At 54.2% G+C, this 16,944-nt stretch carries 15 protein-coding genes; 9 read left to right on the top strand and 6 right to left on the bottom strand.

Going from position 1 to position 16,944, the window contains the following annotated elements:
• The first annotated feature begins 75 nt into the window (after positions 1 to 75).
• The 5 genes from HFD94_RS05350 (at position 76) to HFD94_RS05330 (ending at position 6,803) form a co-directional block, all read left to right on the top strand.
• A complete protein-coding gene (locus tag HFD94_RS05350; protein WP_010260603.1) occupies positions 76 to 1,350 on the top strand; it encodes a YeaH/YhbH family protein in 1,275 nt (424 codons plus the stop codon).
• A gap of 248 nt (positions 1,351 to 1,598) precedes the next feature.
• A complete protein-coding gene (locus HFD94_RS05345; RefSeq protein ID WP_010670274.1) occupies positions 1,599 to 3,326 on the top strand; it encodes a potassium/proton antiporter in 1,728 nt (575 codons plus the stop codon).
• Positions 3,327 to 3,404: 78 nt separating this feature from the next.
• Positions 3,405 to 3,638, top strand: a complete 234-nt coding sequence (locus HFD94_RS05340; RefSeq protein ID WP_010260598.1) for a DUF1480 family protein — start codon at positions 3,405 to 3,407, stop codon at positions 3,636 to 3,638.
• Between the two features lie 377 nt (positions 3,639 to 4,015).
• A complete protein-coding gene (gene wbaP, locus HFD94_RS05335; RefSeq protein ID WP_029519111.1) occupies positions 4,016 to 5,482 on the top strand; it encodes an undecaprenyl-phosphate galactose phosphotransferase WbaP in 1,467 nt (488 codons plus the stop codon).
• Between the two features lie 127 nt (positions 5,483 to 5,609).
• Entirely contained in the window at positions 5,610 to 6,803 is a 1,194-nt protein-coding gene (locus HFD94_RS05330) for a multidrug effflux MFS transporter (protein ID WP_167432861.1), read from the top strand.
• Here HFD94_RS05330 and dadX read toward each other — a convergent pair.
• Both dadX and HFD94_RS05320 read right to left on the bottom strand, forming a co-directional pair.
• Complete coding sequence (gene dadX, locus HFD94_RS05325; RefSeq protein WP_010670275.1) at positions 6,796 to 7,866, bottom strand: catabolic alanine racemase DadX; 1,071 nt, start codon at positions 7,864 to 7,866, stop codon at positions 6,796 to 6,798. The genes HFD94_RS05330 and dadX overlap by 8 nt on opposite strands.
• A 19-nt stretch (positions 7,867 to 7,885) precedes the next feature.
• Complete coding sequence (locus tag HFD94_RS05320) at positions 7,886 to 9,187, bottom strand: D-amino acid dehydrogenase (protein ID WP_022625557.1); 1,302 nt, start codon at positions 9,185 to 9,187, stop codon at positions 7,886 to 7,888.
• A 504-nt stretch (positions 9,188 to 9,691) separates the two neighbouring features.
• Between HFD94_RS05320 and HFD94_RS05315 the strand changes: the two genes are divergently transcribed.
• Positions 9,692 to 11,227 (top strand): SpoVR family protein, encoded by a 1,536-nt coding sequence (locus HFD94_RS05315; RefSeq protein ID WP_022625556.1) that lies wholly within the window; start codon positions 9,692 to 9,694, stop codon positions 11,225 to 11,227.
• Positions 11,228 to 11,269: 42 nt separating this feature from the next.
• Here the strand turns inward: HFD94_RS05315 and fadR are convergent, their stop codons facing one another.
• Positions 11,270 to 11,989: a fatty acid metabolism transcriptional regulator FadR gene (gene fadR / locus HFD94_RS05310; protein ID WP_010670276.1), complete on the bottom strand. Its 720-nt coding sequence runs from the start codon at positions 11,987 to 11,989 to the stop codon at positions 11,270 to 11,272.
• Positions 11,990 to 12,472: 483 nt separating this feature from the next.
• Between fadR and dsbB the strand changes: the two genes are divergently transcribed.
• Entirely contained in the window at positions 12,473 to 13,003 is a 531-nt protein-coding gene (gene dsbB, locus HFD94_RS05305; RefSeq protein WP_010260580.1) for a disulfide bond formation protein DsbB, read from the top strand.
• Positions 13,004 to 13,468: 465 nt separating this feature from the next.
• On the opposite strand, the gene HFD94_RS05300 is transcribed toward dsbB, so the two are convergent.
• From HFD94_RS05300 to HFD94_RS05290, 3 genes are all read right to left on the bottom strand, one after another.
• A complete protein-coding gene (locus HFD94_RS05300) occupies positions 13,469 to 13,915 on the bottom strand; it encodes a YcgN family cysteine cluster protein (RefSeq protein WP_010260578.1) in 447 nt (148 codons plus the stop codon).
• Positions 13,916 to 13,980: 65 nt separating this feature from the next.
• A complete protein-coding gene (locus HFD94_RS05295) occupies positions 13,981 to 14,640 on the bottom strand; it encodes a fumarylacetoacetate hydrolase family protein (protein WP_010260576.1) in 660 nt (219 codons plus the stop codon).
• A 316-nt stretch (positions 14,641 to 14,956) separates the two neighbouring features.
• Positions 14,957 to 15,232 (bottom strand): YcgL domain-containing protein, encoded by a 276-nt coding sequence (locus HFD94_RS05290; RefSeq protein ID WP_010260572.1) that lies wholly within the window; start codon positions 15,230 to 15,232, stop codon positions 14,957 to 14,959.
• A gap of 155 nt (positions 15,233 to 15,387) precedes the next feature.
• Here HFD94_RS05290 and minC point away from each other — a divergent pair, with 155 nt between their 5' ends.
• Both minC and minD read left to right on the top strand, forming a co-directional pair.
• The gene (minC, locus tag HFD94_RS05285; protein ID WP_010260571.1) at positions 15,388 to 16,095 is read left to right on the top strand and encodes a septum site-determining protein MinC; all 708 of its coding nucleotides are present in this window, start codon (positions 15,388 to 15,390) and stop codon (positions 16,093 to 16,095) included.
• A gap of 33 nt (positions 16,096 to 16,128) precedes the next feature.
• Positions 16,129 to 16,941, top strand: a complete 813-nt coding sequence (gene minD / locus HFD94_RS05280) for a septum site-determining protein MinD (protein WP_010260569.1) — start codon at positions 16,129 to 16,131, stop codon at positions 16,939 to 16,941.
• Positions 16,942 to 16,944 lie beyond the last annotated feature (3 nt).

Below are 16,944 nucleotides of genomic sequence, written 5' to 3'. Positions count from 1 at the left end.
CTTGCCGGTAAGTGATACCGGTCTGACAAGGTCGGGTTCGCCCGGCCTGCTTACAATGTAGTTTGGGGGAATACCATGGCCTATTTCATCGATCGCCGACTCAACGGCAAAAACAAGAGCGCGGTAAACCGCCAGCGCTTCTTGCGCCGTTATAAGTCGCAAATTAAGCAGTCGATCTCCGAGGCCATCAATAAACGCTCGGTGACCGATGTAAGCAGCGGTGAGTCTGTCTCTATCCCGATTGACGACATCAATGAGCCGATTTTCCATCAGGGACGCGGCGGCAACCGCCATCGGGTCCATCCGGGCAACGACCATTTTGTGCAGAATGACCGGGTCGAGCGACCGCAGGGTGGCGGCGGCGGCGGCAGTGGCCAGGGCAATGCCAGTCAGGATGGTGAAGGTCAGGATGAGTTTGTCTTTCAGATATCGAAAGATGAGTATCTGGACCTGCTGTTTGAAGATCTCGCCCTGCCTAACCTGCGCCGGAACCAGCATCGCCAGTTGAATGAGTATAAGACCCACCGTGCCGGCTTCACCTCCAACGGTGTGCCTGCCAATATCAGCGTCGTACGTTCGCTGCAGAACTCGCTGGCGCGTCGTACGGCGATGACGGCGGGTAAACGCCGGATGCTGCACGAACTGGAAGAAACGCTGCTGGAGATTGAGAACTCTGAACCGGCTCAGCTTCTGGAGGAGGAGCGGCTGCGCAAAGAGATCGCCGAGTTGCGGGCGCGTATCGAACGGGTGCCTTTTATCGACACCTTCGACCTGCGCTACAAAAACTTTGAGAAACGGCCGGAGCCTTCCAGCCAGGCGGTGATGTTCTGTCTGATGGATGTATCCGGATCCATGGATCAGGCCACCAAGGATATGGCGAAACGCTTCTATATCCTGCTTTACCTGTTCCTGAGCCGCACCTACAAGAATGTCGATGTGGTTTATATTCGTCATCACACGCAGGCTAAAGAGGTGGATGAACAGGAGTTCTTCTACTCTCAGGAGACCGGTGGCACCATCGTTTCGAGTGCGCTGAAACTCATGGATGAGGTGGTGAAAGAGCGCTATGACCCGGCGCAGTGGAACATCTATGCTGCGCAGGCGTCGGATGGCGATAACTGGGCCGACGATTCACCGCTCTGTCACGAGATTCTGGCGAAGCATATTCTGCCGGTGGTGCGTTATTACAGTTATATCGAGATTACCCGCCGTGCGCATCAGACGCTGTGGCGCGAGTATGAGCATCTGCAGTCGACGTTCGATAACTTTGCTATCGAACACATTCGTGAGCCGGAAGATATCTACCCGGTGTTCCGATCGCTGTTCCATAAACAGGCAACGGAAGCCTGATGCACTAAGCCGGCTCATCGCCGGCTTTTTTTATCTTCCGAATAACCTGCTAAAACAGTCTGTTTTCTGCCGCTTGCCTGCCAACCCCCTCATTCTTCACATTAATCTGATTCCATACGCTGTTAAGCAATTCGTATAATGATCATTTTCACAATGACAACTCCTTGATAAAACATTATCTTTCAGAGATAGCATGGATATTTGTCACCAGTCGCTGCACCGCACTGTCATATCTCAGGAGATCGGGTTTGAACCACACTATTGTCTACAGTCTGTTTATCATCGGTTCCGTGCTGGTCGCATCGAGCATTCTGCTCAGCTCTTTCTCATCCAGACTGGGTATCCCCATTCTGGTGATCTTCCTCGCTCTCGGCATGCTGACCGGGGTTGATGGTATCGGCGGCATCGCCTTTGATAACTATCCGGCGGCTTACTTAATCTCAAACCTGGCGCTGGCGATTATCCTGCTGGATGGCGGCATGCGGACCAAAGCCAGCTCATTTAAAGTCGCCCTGGGGCCAGCGCTGTCGCTGGCGACCGTCGGGGTCATGATTACCGCAGGCTTAACCGGTGTGGTCGCCGCCTGGTTGTTTAACCTGGATATGATGCAGGGCTTCCTGATTGGCGCGATCATCGGCTCCACGGATGCCGCCGCCGTCTTCTCCCTGCTGGGTGACAAAGGCCTGAATGAGCGCGTCAGCTCCACGCTGGAGATTGAATCGGGCAGTAACGATCCGATGGCGGTGTTCCTGACCATTACGCTGATTGAGATGATCGAACAGGGCCGCAGCGGCCTTGACTGGATGTTCCTGGTGCATCTGGTGCAGCAGTTTGGTCTGGGTATTGTGCTGGGCCTGGGCGGCGGCTGGGCGCTGCAGCAGCTGATTAACCGTATCAGTCTGGCCGGTGGGCTCTATCCGCTGCTGGCGTTGAGTGGCGGCATTCTGGTGTTCGCCCTGACCACGGTATTAGAGGGCAGCGGCATCCTGGCGGTCTATCTGTGCGGCTTTTTACTGGGCAACAGGCCGATTCGCAACCGTCACGGCATTCTGCAGACCTTTGACGGCATGGCGTGGCTGAGTCAGATTGGCATGTTCATCGTGCTGGGACTGCTGGTAACCCCGTCTGATTTGTGGCATATCGCGGTTCCGGCGATGATCCTCTCACTGTGGCTGATTCTGGTGGCGCGCCCACTGTCGGTCTTTATTGGTCTGCTACCGTTTCGCAGTTTTACTACACGCGAACGCGTCTTTATCAGCTGGGTCGGTTTACGCGGCGCGGTACCGATTATCCTTGCGGTCTTCCCGATGATGGCCGGATTAGAAAACGCGTCGCTCTATTTTAATATCGCCTTCTTTGTGGTGCTGGTCTCCCTGATGTTGCAGGGCACCTCGCTGGGCTTTGCAGCGAAAAAAGCCAAAGTGGTGGTGCCGCCTACCGCATCGCCTATCAGCCGTATCGGTCTGGATATCCACCCCGAAAATCCGTGGGAGCAGTTTGTCTACCAGCTCAGCGCTGACAAGTGGTGCATCGGTGCCGCACTGCGTGACCTGCAGATGCCGCGTGAGACCCGCATCGCCGCCCTGTTCCGTGACAATGTGCTGATGCATCCGAATGATGGAACGCGTCTCAGGGAGAACGACGTCATCTGCGTGATTGGCCGTGAGCGCGATCTGCCGGCGCTGGGTAAGATGTTCAGCCAGTCGCCGCCGGTTTCCCTCGACCAGCGTTTCTTTGGTGACTTTATTCTGGATGCTGAAGCTCGCCTGCGCGATATTGCGCAGATTTACGGACTGGAACTGGATGAGAACACCAACGATCAGCAGTCGCTGGGACAACTGGTGCTGAGTATGCTGGGCGGCGCGCCAGTGGTTGGCGATCAGGTTGAGTGGAATCAGCTGACGTGGACCGTCGCGGAGAAAGAGGATAACCGTATTGTGAAGATTGGTGTCCGTCCGGCTGAAGAGAAGGAATAATCCTAATCATTCAGCCACGTTATTTTCTGTCGATACGCTAAGCTTAAAATTCTATGCCAGCAAAAACGGGAGAAATGAATGGGACACGTGGTTAAAATTGGTCGTTATGAGATTGTTGATGCCGATCTTGACAGTGAGAACCTCGACACCGTCAGCATCCCCTGTCACACCAATCCCGGCTTAATTACCCAACTTGATGGCTGGGATCGCGATACCAGCGTCCCGGCATGGATTGACGGAGAACCGGTGGATCTGCAGATTGGTCATTACGATAAACAGCAGGACCGCTGGATTTTAAAAAAACCTGCCTGAGTCTGTTATCACTACCGCCAGTCGTAAGATTTGGCGGTAATTCCTAAAAAGCGTCTTAAACAGTTTGGTTATAACCAACCCCCGCCTTATTTTATCCAGTAAAAACCATGAGTTAGCTATTTAAAACTTTAATCACTTTTGATGTTTTCAGATTTTTTCCGTATTAACTCTGTCAAATAACTCCTGCATACTCATTCTCAATGCTGCAACATTTCGTGAGTACTATCACGCTTTAGCCGTTATCTTTTTTGCAGCTGCACTGGCTTTACTGACTGCAACAGACTGAAAATTATTTTTTAATTTTTCAGAAGCCCACCCCTGAGCGCGTACATGATTCTGGTCAGGCCATCTTTTACTTGAGAAAGAGAGCAGGTTTTATGGCAAGTACATTGATAATGAATAGCCCGAGCCGCTCGTGGAGCGGCACGCGTAAAAATATCATCGTGAAATTCGCCCTGAGCTTTTCCGATCTGATTGCACTTAACCTCGCACTGTTTTTATCTGCCGCGACGATACAGGGTATTTGGGGCGAGCTGGATACCTTTATTCCACCTCATCAAATTGAATATCGTTTTGTGGCACAGTTTATTATGTCAGTCATGTGTACCGGCTGGTTCTGGGTACGCCTGCGTCACTATACCTATCGCAAACCCTTCTGGTTTGAGCTGAAAGAGATCATTAAAACATTATTTGTTTTCTCGCTGCTCGACCTCGCGTTGATCGCCTTCTCTAAATGGGATTTCTCCCGCATGGTGTGGGTCTTCAGCTGGACATATGCCCTGCTGCTGCTGCCGCTGATGCGTGCTCTGGTTAAACGCGCCATTCACAAGGCGGGTCAGTGGCAGAAAGAGACCATCATCATTGGCTCCGGCAGAAACGCCACCGAAGCTTACGCGGCGCTGCAGAGTGAAGAGATCCTGGGCTACAACGTACAGGCCTTTATCTCGGTCGATGATGTTCCGGCTCAGCAGAGCGTGAATGGCGTGCCGGTGATCACCTGGAAAGATATCAACTGGCAGACCATTGACCGTGACAACGTGCAGTTTATTGTGGCTATGGAGTATGAGCAGCAGCCGATGCGCGATCGCTGGCTGAAATTCCTGTCGAAGATGAACTGCCGTTCAGTTTCAGTGATCCCGACGCTGCGCGGCGTGCCGCTTTACGGCACCGACATGTCCTTTATCTTCAGCCATGAAGTGATGATTCTGCGCGTCAGCAACAACCTGGCGAAACACTCCTCCCGTTTCATGAAGCGCGCCTTTGATATCGTGGTGGCGTCGATGCTGCTGCTGTTCCTCGGCCCAATCTTCGCCCTGCTCTGCTATATGGTGAAACGTGATGGTGGCAATGCCATTTATGGTCACGAGCGTGTGGGCCAGAATGGCAAAAAATTCAAATGTCTGAAATTCCGTTCCATGGTGACCAATTCCAAAGAGGTGCTGGAGAAATTACTGGCAACCAGCGAAGAGGCACGAATTGAGTGGGACAAAGATTTCAAACTGAAGAATGACCCGCGCGTGACCCGGATTGGTAGTTTCCTGCGTAAAACCAGTCTGGACGAGTTGCCGCAGCTGTGGAACGTGATTCGTGGCGAGATGAGCCTGGTTGGTCCGCGTCCGGTGATTGAAGCTGAGCTGGAGCGTTATGCCGGTGATGTCGACTACTACCTGATGGCCAAGCCGGGTATGACCGGTCTGTGGCAGGTCAGCGGACGTAACGATATCGACTATGATACCCGCGTCTATTTTGACTCCTGGTATGTCAAAAACTGGGCGCTCTGGACCGATATCGCGATCCTGTTCAAAACCGCAGGCGTGGTGTTACGCCGCGACGGCGCTTACTAATCAGACCTCGGCGATGCCTGTTTACAGCAGGCATCGCACTTTCCGCACGACTTCCTCTATCTTTTTTGCCGCTGAATCATTACCCTCTGCGATCGTTTTTTAACAGAACGCTTACCCTCTGGTTGTTATGCAAAAATTTACTCTGCTGTTATTAAGCCTGGTGCTGCTGGCACCCTTAGGCATCGATCTCTATTTGCCCACGCTGCCACAAATCGCAGAAGGGCTGGATACGCCGGTTAATCTGGTGCAGACCACCATCCCCCTGTTTCTGCTGGTCATGGGACTGGGACAACTGGTGACCGGCCCGCTGGTGGACAACTATGGCCGTAAGCCGATCGCCCTGCTGGGCCTGGCGCTTTACATCACGGGGAGTGCCATCGCCGCCACCGCTACCTCATTCCCGCTGTTCGTCCTTGCCCGCCTGGTGCAGGGCTGTGGCGTCTGCTGCAGCGCGGTCGTGGCCTTTAGCGGCGTGCGTGATCGCCTGAGCGGTGATGATGCCGCCCGTGCCTATGGCTTCCTGAATGGGGCATTAAACATCGTCCCGGCCCTGGCTCCGCTGCTGGGCGGTTTGCTGGCCAGCGCCTTTGACTGGCGCGCACCCTTCTGGTTTCTCTGCGCCTACGGCGTGCTGATTACGCTGCTGGTGATTATCTGGCTGCCAGAGACGCGCCCGGCGGATACCCTGCGGGTGAAAGGATTACCGATTAAACAGTATGCCGCGATCCTGCGTCAGCCGCGCTTTCTGGCGTTCGCGTTTGCCAATGCCGGTGCGCTGGGCATGGTGCTGACCTACGTGTCGCTGGCACCGCAGGTATTAATGACCGAAGACGGGCTGACGCCAATCCAGTTCTCTTTTGCTTTTGGCGCCAACGGTTTCTGGATCATGTTTGTCAGCATGTTCGTGAATAAAGCGATTCGCAAAGCGGGTCGCCCTTTCTGCCTGGCGATGGGATTCTTCACTATGCTGCTGGGCGCGGTGCTGCTGGTAGCGGGGATGCAGATCTTCCCGGCGGAGATGCAGACGCACTGGGCGCTTTACATGTTCCCGGTGGCCGTTTCAGTTGCCGGGCTGGCCTTTACGGTGGGACCGGCCACCAGCTATGCGCTGGAGCCCTATCAGCAACAGGCGGGCGTGGCGTCCGCCCTGCAGGGATTCATTCAGATGGCCGGTGGCGCGTCAGGCAGCCTGGTCATTGTGGCGCTGCCGGTGGCGGAGAAGCTGTCGCTGAGTCTGATGATGCTGCTGGGTGCAGCGCTGGCCTTTATCGCCTGGCGCTGCAGCAGAAAGATGCGCGGCAGCCTGACCGCGCTTAAATAACCGTGACCGGAACGCGGGGTGCCAGCGCGCACATCAGCTCGTACCCTACCGTTCCGGCCGCTTTTGCCACCTGATCGATTTTCACCTGCTCACCCCACAACTCCACGGCTGAGCCAATACCAGCCTGGGGACAGGGGGTCAAGTCGACGGTGATCATATCCATCGAAACCGCACCAACCACCTGAGTCATCACACCATCGACACAGACGGGCGTACCCGTCGGGGCATGCCGTGGATAGCCATCCGCGTAGCCACAGGCCACCACGCCAATTCGCTGCGCTGCACTGGCGTGATAGCGGTAGCCGTAACCCACTCCATCGCCCGCCTGTAGCTGCTGGACCGCAATAATCTCACTGCTTAAGGTCATCACTGGCTTCAGGCCACTGCCTGCAATGTCCTGCCAGTCACCGCTGGGCGACGCACCATACAGAATGATGCCGGGACGGACCCAGTCAAAGTGCGCTTCAGGATGCCACAGGGTGCAGGCGGAGTTGGAGAGCGATCGCGGGCAGTTCAGCCCCTCAGCCGCCTGCTCTACGCGCTGCAGTGGCGCAATCAGACCCTGCGGATTTTCCGCATCGGCAAAATGGGCCATCAGCGTCATCTCACCAACCGTACTGAGCGCCCGCAGCTTTTGCCATGCACCGTTGACCTGTTCAGGGCGAAAACCCAGCCGGTTCATCCCGCTGTTCATTTTGAGATAGATATCAACCGGTGCTGCAAGTCTGGCACTGGCCAGCGCGTTGATTTGCCAGTTACTGTGTACGCTGGTGGTGAGACGATAACGGTCAATCAGCTGCAAATCCTCTGGCTGGAAGAAACCTTCCAGCAGCAGAATCGGCTTTTTCCAGCCCTGTTCGCGCAGCTGGATCGCCTCTTCCATATTAAGAAGCGCGAAGCCGTCAGTGGCAGATAACGCCTCGCGCACGCGATCAATGCCATGGCCATAAGCATTAGCTTTCACCACTGACCAGACGCGGGAGGCGGGTGCCGCCTGGCGAACAACAGTCAGGTTATGACGTAACGCCTGCTGGTTGATGGTAGCGACAATCGGACGTGACATCCTCTCTCTCCCTGAATACTTAACGAGTTGCGTTGGCGTTACGCAGCGGCGATGAGGTCGCCGCGAAACCGGGTAAGTAGCGGAACACCGCTAAGTCATCCGCCGCAATGGCCGGCTTTTTACCGGAGATGAGATCGGCCAGCAGCTGACCAGAACCACACGCCATCGTCCAGCCCAGCGTACCGTGACCGGTATTGAGCCAGAGATTAGAGATCGGTGTGGCGCCCACAATCGGCGTACCGTCTGGCGTCATCGGACGCAGACCGGTCCAGAAACTCGCCTGCGCGAGATGACCGCCTTCAGGATAGAGATCACTGACCACCATCTCCAGCGTTTCCCGCCGCGCTTCGGTGAGTTTGGTGTTAAAACCAACAATTTCTGCCATCCCGCCGACACGAATACGATCGTCAAACCGGGTCACCGCCACTTTGTAGGTCTCATCCAGGATAGTTGAAACCGGTGCGGCGTCAGGATTTTTAATCGGAATAGTGAGTGAATAGCCTTTCAGCGGATAGACCGGAATATCGATGACATTTTTCAACAGCGCGGTCGAGTAGGAACCAAAGGCCACCACATAGTTGTCTGCCTTGATAATTTCATCGCCGCACTTCACGCCATAGATGCGATTGCCATCGCGCAGCAGGTGGTCGACCGGAGTGTTAAAGCGGAAGACCACGCCCGCCTCTTCGGCCATTTTTGCCAGCCGCTGAGTAAAGAGCTGACAGTCGCCGGTTTCATCATTGGGCAGGCGTAATCCGCCAGTGAGTTTATGCTGGGTTGCCGCCAGTGCCGGTTCAACGCGAGACAGTTCATGCGCCTGCAGCAGCTCATAGGGCACGCCCGCGTCGCGCAGCACCGCAATATCTTTGCTGGCGCTGTCGAACTGCTGCTGGGTACGGAACAGTTGCAGCGTCCCGCCCTGACGGCCCTCATAGGCGATGCCGGTTTCACTGCGCAGCGCTTTCAGACAGTCACGGCTATATTCAGCAATCCGCACCATGCGGCTTTTGTTCTGCTGATAGTGATTAATGTCGCAGTTGCGCAGCATGTGCCACATCCACTCCAGCTGAAAACTACTGCCATCCAGCCGGATAGCCAGCGGCGCGTGGCGCTGAAACATCCACTTCACCGCTTTCAATGGCACGCCGGGCGCTGCCCAGGGTGCGGCATAACCCGGAGAGATCTGACCGGCATTCCCTGCACTGGTCTCCATCGCTGCGGCGGGCTGACGATCAATGACCGTCACCTGATGTCCGGCACGTGCCAGATACCAGGCACTTGCCACCCCGACCACACCACTTCCAAGAATTACAACGTGCATAGCTCCCCCACCCGACCTGTAAAAGCATAATTCACTGTTCAACTGATGATAGTCAGCGGATTTACACAGCAGACACCACCACAGAATTTCACCATCCATTTCACATCTTTTTTACTTTTCAGGTAACTAAAATCTTGTCGCACGGCCAATTTCAGCGCTTTATGCGTCTTAATCCTTAAACACAGAAATAAATGACAACGAAGGCAGTTAAATCTGCCTGTTGCAGGAGATTCATTCAACCCCATACATTCCGCTTATAAACAGGATTTGATTCCGCAATTTATAATAAGACCAGTATTAAAGGCTGTTAAATTCTCTGCCGCACCACTCTTAATGATTTTGTGCCAAAGAATTCGTTTGAGTTCGCATTTCGGATAAGCGACAGTGGGCTATCATTGTTGTGTTCGCTCAGTTTTTTTCGGGTTCCCTTTTTCAGGATGAAGCCTTAAATAACCAGAACGGGTTGTCTTTCGGGTCAGCCGGTTTGCAAAAAAGAGGTGCGCTATGACGACAATCTTTGACGAAGCCATCAGAGACAGCAAACGACTCAATGACGGACCAGACTGGACATTCGAACTGCTTGATGTCTACTTAGCCGAGATCGACCGGGTGGCTAAACTCTACCGGCTTGATACCTACCCGCACCAAATCGAAGTGATTACCTCTGAACAGATGATGGATGCCTACTCCAGCGTCGGCATGCCAATCAACTATTCACACTGGTCATTCGGCAAAAAGTTTATCGAGACCGAACAGCGCTATAAGCATGGTCAGCAGGGTCTGGCCTATGAGATTGTCATCAACTCCAATCCCTGCATCGCCTACCTGATGGAAGAGAACACCATGACCATGCAGGCGCTGGTGATGGCGCATGCCTGCTATGGCCACAACTCTTTCTTTAAAAATAACTATCTGTTCCGCAGCTGGACGGATGCCGGGTCGATTGTCGATTACCTGTTATTTGCCAAAAACTATATCAGTGACTGCGAAGAGCGCTATGGCGTCGAAGAGGTAGAGCGGTTGCTCGACTCCTGCCATGCCTTAATGAATTATGGCGTCGATCGCTATAAGCGCCCGCAGAAGATCTCTCTGCAGGAGGAGAAAGCGCGGCAGAAAAGCCGTGAGGAGTATCTGCAAAGTCAGGTGAACACCCTGTGGCGAACGCTGCCACGGCGTGAGAAAGAGGCCGTGACCTTTGAAGCCGCGCGCTATCCCTCTGAGCCGCAGGAAAACCTGCTCTATTTTATGGAGAAAAACGCCCCGCTGCTGGAGTCATGGCAACGTGAGATCCTGCGCATTGTGCGCAAGGTGAGCCAGTATTTCTATCCGCAGAAACAGACCCAGGTAATGAATGAAGGCTGGGCGACATTCTGGCACTACACCATCCTCAATCACCTCTATGATGAAGGCAAAGTGTCGGAACGCTTTATGATGGAGTTCCTGCACAGCCACACCAACGTTGTGTTTCAGCCGCCCTATAACAGTCAGTGGTATAACGGCATCAACCCCTATGCTTTAGGGTTCGCGATGATGCAGGATATCAAGCGTATCTGTCAGTCGCCGACCGAAGAGGATCGCTACTGGTTCCCGGATATCGCCGGTTCCGACTGGCTGGAAACCCTGCATTTTGCGATGCGCGAGTTCAAGGATGAGAGTTTTATCAGCCAGTTCCTGTCGCCGAAAGTCATGCGTGATTTCCGTCTGTTTACCGTACTGGATGATGACCGCAACAATTATCTCGAAATCGCCGCGATCCACGATGAGGCAGGCTACCGGGCAATTCGCCAGCAGCTCTCTGCGCAGTACAACCTGAGTAATCTCGAACCAAATATTCAGGTCTATAACGTCGATCTGCGCGGTGACCGTTCGCTGACCCTGCGCTATGTGCCGCAGAGCCGCACGCCGCTGGATAAGAGCCGTCGCGAGGTGCTGAAGCATGTGCATCGTCTGTGGGGATTTGATGTGATTCTGGAACAGCAGAACGAGGATGGCAGCGTAGAGTTGCTGGATCGTAATCCACCACGCGGTTCATCACTCTGATGGGATAAAAACAAAAAACCGGACACGATGTCCGGTTTTTTTTCAACGCTTACTGCCGAGATCGTCAGGCAGATTCTTCTGCATACTGTGCCAGATTTCACCGCTGCGGCGGCCGTAGTTGCGCACCACATCCACAATCTCATCCTGTCCCGGCTCTTTGTCGCACAGTTCCAGCAGTTTGAGATAGAAATCGCGCGCGACCTGACGGGCTTCCGGATTAGAGAAGTAGTGGCGGCCAACGCGGGTATAGAGCCCTTTCAGGCCATTCAGGATCAGACCGTAAATCGGGTTACCTGACGCAAACGCCAGACCGCGGAACACCCGGTAGTCGAGCTCGGTATAGGCATCAGCCTGATCGGCAGCCGCACTGACCGTTTCCAGCACTTCGCGTGCTTTGTCCGGATGATGGCGCAGCGCACGGCTGATAAAGATCGATGAAATGTTGCTGCGTACCGACAGCAGGTTGTCGATCAGCACCGGAACGCTGTCGTGATCGAGACGGGCCAGCGTTTCCAGAATATTCAGGCCGGACGTCTCCCAGAAATCGTTCACCCGCGTCGGTTTACCGTGCTGAATAGTCAGCCAGCCATCGCGCGCCAGGCGCTGCAGCACTTCACGCAAGGTGGTGCGCGTCACCCCAATCAATTCAGAAAGCTCACGCTCAGCAGGAAGAATCGACCCTGGCGGAAAGCGACTGTTCCAGATGCTTTCAATAATATACTCTTCAGCAAATCCCGCTGGACTCTGAGCCTTTATAACCATAGCAATGTGTTCTCGTTGCTTTTCTAATCATGATGGGCACTCATCATACCAGACGCCCTATAGCGGATATAGCCTGCGTAACCATTAAAACCGGGCGCAGGCGCATATTTCAGCATGGCTGACCGCAGTATCAGCGGCTTCGGGATTACGGGCGGGCTGAATGGCTTTCTGCGCTGAAATGGCGCGTGCCACAGCACCGCTGAGTGTCAGCGTTCAGCCACCCTGAAAGCGCAGGACTTTGACAGCATATAACACGCGCCTGCCGTTTCGCCTCCTGCCGCATGCGATCGCCTCTGTCGCCACTGCGGCTCTCCCCGCTCTTCACTGACCGGCGTTCTGCCGATAAGGTCTGGCTTATCCTCATTTAACCTGCTCTGGATCAGAATCAGGTCATGTTTGCACACGATTTTTCCCTGTCCCTGGCTGGTTTGCAAACGCTTTTGGTTTACACTGCGTGGCATTAACGTTTACAGGGAATGCAATATGTTGCGATATCTGAATCAATGCTCACGTGGTCGCGGAGCCTGGTTACTACTGGCACTGACTGCACTTGCACTGGAATTAACAGCACTCTTTTTTCAGCACGTAATGGGCCTGAAGCCCTGCGTGATGTGTATTTATGAGCGCAATGCGCTGTTTGGTGTGCTGGGCGCGGGTCTGGTTGGTGCGATTGCGCCAAAATCGCCGTTGCGTCTGGCGGCGCTGGCGTTGTGGATCTACAGTGCCTGGGAAGGTCTGCGTCTCTCTTATGAACATACCATGATTCAGCTGCACCCTAACCCCTTCACCACCTGTGATTTTGCTGCTCGCTTCCCCAGCGGCTTACCGCTGGATAAGTGGCTGCCGTCGGTGTTTCTTGCCAGCGGTGACTGTGCAGAACGCAGCTGGACTTTCCTGACGCTCAGCATGCCGCAGTGGATGATTGTGGTGTTCGCCGGTTATCTGCTGGTCGCGGCGCTGGTGCTGATAGCCCAGCCGCTGAAACCTAAACGCCGCGATCTCTTTGGTCGCTGAGATCAAAAAAGGCTGCCACTGGCATAATGCTGGTCAGTTAAGCGACAGGTGATAACGCAGTCTGGTGCCGGGCAGGGGCTGGCCTGCTCTGAAACTTCAGTGTGTATTGTTAAAAGGGCACGAGAGTGGAGGCCTGAGCGCCTCTGCTGCTGAAAGGGCTATCCGCAGCGCTGAGGCGTGACGGTGGGCCAGAAGTCCACGCCGGGAAGCGTGGACAGGTCGGGGCCGGCCAGGGAGGGCCGATCCCCGAACGGTTCGTCGGCACGACGTCAAAGCCGAAGGTACCGCGTGAGCGGCGCGAGGACGGCCCGGCAGCAGCAGAGGTGCGCAGGCACGCGCTGCGGCTTGCTCGCCCGGAAAAAAAGCCGCCACGTTTGACCGTGACAGCCTTTACAAATCTAATCTTAACTGACCAGCATTATGCCACTTGCAGCCTTTTTTCTGTTCCGATTGATAGCGCAGCACTCAGCCGTTGCGATCGGGGCGATCAATGATGTGATCTTCCCAGTCCCGCACTTCACTCTCACGCACCGCAATATACCGCACCGAAATACGCTGCGCATGCATCGCTGTTTTCGAACCGGCCCGCAGCGGATGCCATACGGGTAAATCTTTGCCCTCACCCAGCAACCGGTAGGCGCAGGTGCGCGGCAGCCAGTTGAAGGTCGTCAGATTTTCGCGCGTTAACTTGATGCAATCCTCTTCAAGCTCGAAGCGGCGCTCATAGTTGCGGCACTGGCAGGTTTTAATATTGAGCTGATCACAGGCGACATTGGTGAAGTAGATCTCATCGGTGTCGGCGTCCTGCAATTTGTTCAGGCAACACTGTCCACAACCATCACACAAGGATTCCCATTCCTCATCGCTCATTTGTGCCAGGCGTTTTTGTTGCCAGAAAGGGGTGTCAGTCATGATGATTTGTCCGGATTGTGCCTAAACCGCACCTTATAAAGCCTATGCGACGGTGATGCAAGTTTTTAGAGTACGCGCGTGCTGATGCCGTGACCCGCCAGTGAAACTTCCAGCTGATCACCCGAGCGCATCGGGCCTACCCCTTCTGGCGTACCGGTCAGAATCACATCGCCTGCCCGCAGGGTAAAGTAGTGGCTCATGTGGGCAATCAGCGGCAGGATTTTATGAATCATGTCTTCGGTGTTGCCGTGCTGACGCACTTCACCGTTCACCAGCAATTTAAGCTCGACGTTCTGCGGATCGCCACTGAATTCCGTCACCGGGATAAAACCAGAGACAGGACAGGCGTTATCAAAGCCTTTGGATTTTTCCCATGGCTGGCCCGCTTTTTTCAGCCCGGCCTGCAGGTCACGCAGTGTCAGATCCAGCGCCACGCCATAACCTGCAATCGCCTTAGCCACATGCGCATCAGTCGCCTGCTTCAGTGTCGCGCCGATCAGCACCGCCAGTTCAACTTCATGATGGACCTCGCCGAACGCGTCGGGAATAGAGAGCGGCTGACGTAAATCACACAGCGCCGTTTCCGGCTTGATAAAGATCACCGGCTCGGTAGGGGTTGCGCTGCCCATCTCTTTAATGTGCTTTGCATAATTACTCCCGACGCAAACCACTTTGCTGACCGGAAAATCTAACAGAGCGCCTTGCCAGTTACGATGCTGATACATGCTCATCCCCTGTTCAGGTTAGGTGTGATGCCAGCGCTGCTGGCGGGTTGATGTTTGCTCATGCGTTGATCGAAATGCCAACCTCATAGCGTGATAATAAGATCCTTTTAACGGTCCGGGGTGCGTAATTTGTCAGAAAGCGTAAATGCAGGCGTTGAAGTGCTGAATAATCGTACAAATCAGGAGAAAAAATTGAGCAGGGAATTTAAAAATGGGTGAAACAGATAAGCTGCACCGTTAATTTTGCGCAGCATCAGGGCAATATTATCCTGCCAGGATCGCACCGACAGGATTTATATTTACAGAAGAATCCGAGTTAAAGTTTTTTATCGGCCTGTAAATGAATGTTGAGGAGACTTTCAATCGGCGGAGGGAGCTGTAAATAATAGCCCTGCTCGCTCAATCCCTGCTTAACTTTATTGATATCCGCATTAGCCAGCCTGTCCCGCCCCGCCAGCTTAAGCACCATCGCCAGCTGCGGCTTGCCAAAGCCTTTCAGCAATTCTTCCGGAACGCGCGAGAAATCGTCCTTTTTTTCAACATAGAGATAAGTCTGGTCACGTAACGGGCTTCTGTAGATCACACAAAACATATTTTTTACTCGAATTAACCGGCGTTGAGGCTTGTCTGAATATAGCTGTAACTATAACATGCTTGCAGAACTTCGAATATTCACCGTTAGCTCTTCAACGATGATTTTATCATCGCCAGGCTTTCGGTAGTGAAAACAGGACTGAGTCGGGACAGATGTCGCAAACGCCAATCGAATTCAAAGGTAGCAGTTTCACCCTGTCTGTCGTCCATTTGCATCACCATGACCCTGCGGTGATTCGCAAGGCACTCCAGGACAAGATTGACCAGGCTCCAGATTTCCTGAAAAACGCGCCGGTGGTACTTAACGTCTCGACATTAAGTGCCGATGTTAACTGGAAACTGTTGCAACAGGCGGTTCTCGCCACCGGTTTACGCATTGTCGGCGTAAGCGGCTGCAAAGACGAAGCGCTGAAACGTATGATCGCCCGTGCCGGCCTGCCCGTGCTGGCAGAAGGTAAAGAGGCCAGACCGCAAGCCGCCGCGCCGCAGCCGATACCTGAACCTCTGCCGGCTGTAACCGAAACGGTAGCAACGAAAACCCGCATCGTGAACACTCCGGTGCGCTCGGGCCAGCAGATTTATGCGCGTGACGCCGATTTGATCATCACCAGCAGCGTCAGCGCCGGCGCCGAACTGGTCGCCGATGGCAATATTCACATTTACGGCATGATGCGCGGTCGCGCCCTGGCGGGTGCCAGCGGTGACCGCAACTGCCAGATTTTTTGTACCAACCTGGCTGCCGAGCTGGTCTCGATTGCCGGAGAGTACTGGATCATGGATCAGATCCCGCAAGAATTTTTTGGTAAAGCTGCGCGCCTGTGCCTGCAGGATGGCGCGCTGACTATCCAGACACTTAATTAGGCCCCTTTTCTTTTGTTAAGGAAATCAACATTTATGGCACGCATTATTGTAGTTACATCCGGTAAAGGGGGCGTTGGTAAGACCACGTCAAGCGCGGCCATCGCCACCGGTTTAGCGCAGAAAGGCAAAAAGACAGTTGTGATCGATTTTGATATCGGTCTGCGTAACCTGGATTTGATCATGGGCTGTGAGCGCCGTGTGGTCTACGACTTCGTTAATGTGATCCAGGGCGATGCCACACTGAACCAGGCGCTGATTCGCGACAAACGCACGGAGCAGCTCTACATTCTGCCTGCGTCGCAGACCCGTGATAAAGATGCGCTGACCCGTGAGGGTGTAGAAAAAGTTCTGAACGATTTGGCTAAGATGGAGTTCGATTTCATCGTCTGTGACTCACCGGCAGGGATTGAAACGGGCGCACTGATGGCGCTCTACTTTGCCGATGAAGCCATTATTACCACCAACCCGGAAGTCTCTTCTGTCCGCGACTCCGACCGCATCCTCGGCATCATCTCATCCAAATCCCGTCGCGCTGAAAACAGTCAGGACCCGGTGAAGGAGCATCTGCTGCTGACCCGCTATAACCCTGGCCGGGTGAACCGTGGCGATATGCTGAGCATGGAAGATGTGCTGGAGATCCTGCGCATTCCTCTGGTCGGCGTGATCCCTGAAGATCAATCGGTGTTACGTGCCTCTAACCAGGGCGAACCGGTGATTCTTGACGGCGAATCTGATGCTGGCAAAGCCTATGCCGATACCGTTGAACGGTTGCTCGGTGAAGTACGCCCCTTCCGCTTTATCGAAGAAGAGAAGAAGGGTTTCCTGAAACGCCTGTTCGGGGGATAAACC

This window comes from Pantoea sp. EKM20T (assembly GCF_011800485.1).
GTDB classification, from domain to species: domain Bacteria; phylum Pseudomonadota; class Gammaproteobacteria; order Enterobacterales; family Enterobacteriaceae; genus Pantoea; species Pantoea agglomerans.
Note: the sequence above shows the minus strand (reverse complement) of the source record. Positions and strands in the feature narration are given on the sequence as shown.

What these genes read in the sequence shown, in the direction of transcription:
- HFD94_RS05350 (WP_010260603.1), top strand. Translation starts at nt 76, where the DNA reads ATGGCCTATTTCATCGATCGCCGACTCAACGGCAAAAACAAGAGCGCG.
- HFD94_RS05340 (WP_010260598.1), top strand. Translation starts at nt 3,405, where the DNA reads ATGGGACACGTGGTTAAAATTGGTCGTTATGAGATTGTTGATGCCGAT.
- wbaP (WP_029519111.1), top strand. Translation starts at nt 4,016, where the DNA reads ATGGCAAGTACATTGATAATGAATAGCCCGAGCCGCTCGTGGAGCGGC.
- HFD94_RS05330 (WP_167432861.1), top strand. Translation starts at nt 5,610, where the DNA reads ATGCAAAAATTTACTCTGCTGTTATTAAGCCTGGTGCTGCTGGCACCC.
- dadX (WP_010670275.1), bottom strand. Translation starts at nt 7,866, where the DNA reads ATGTCACGTCCGATTGTCGCTACCATCAACCAGCAGGCGTTACGTCAT.
- HFD94_RS05320 (WP_022625557.1), bottom strand. Translation starts at nt 9,187, where the DNA reads ATGCACGTTGTAATTCTTGGAAGTGGTGTGGTCGGGGTGGCAAGTGCC.
- HFD94_RS05315 (WP_022625556.1), top strand. Translation starts at nt 9,692, where the DNA reads ATGACGACAATCTTTGACGAAGCCATCAGAGACAGCAAACGACTCAAT.
- fadR (WP_010670276.1), bottom strand. Translation starts at nt 11,989, where the DNA reads ATGGTTATAAAGGCTCAGAGTCCAGCGGGATTTGCTGAAGAGTATATT.
- dsbB (WP_010260580.1), top strand. Translation starts at nt 12,473, where the DNA reads ATGTTGCGATATCTGAATCAATGCTCACGTGGTCGCGGAGCCTGGTTA.
- HFD94_RS05300 (WP_010260578.1), bottom strand. Translation starts at nt 13,915, where the DNA reads ATGACTGACACCCCTTTCTGGCAACAAAAACGCCTGGCACAAATGAGC.
- HFD94_RS05295 (WP_010260576.1), bottom strand. Translation starts at nt 14,640, where the DNA reads ATGTATCAGCATCGTAACTGGCAAGGCGCTCTGTTAGATTTTCCGGTC.
- HFD94_RS05290 (WP_010260572.1), bottom strand. Translation starts at nt 15,232, where the DNA reads ATGTTTTGTGTGATCTACAGAAGCCCGTTACGTGACCAGACTTATCTC.
- minC (WP_010260571.1), top strand. Translation starts at nt 15,388, where the DNA reads ATGTCGCAAACGCCAATCGAATTCAAAGGTAGCAGTTTCACCCTGTCT.
- minD (WP_010260569.1), top strand. Translation starts at nt 16,129, where the DNA reads ATGGCACGCATTATTGTAGTTACATCCGGTAAAGGGGGCGTTGGTAAG.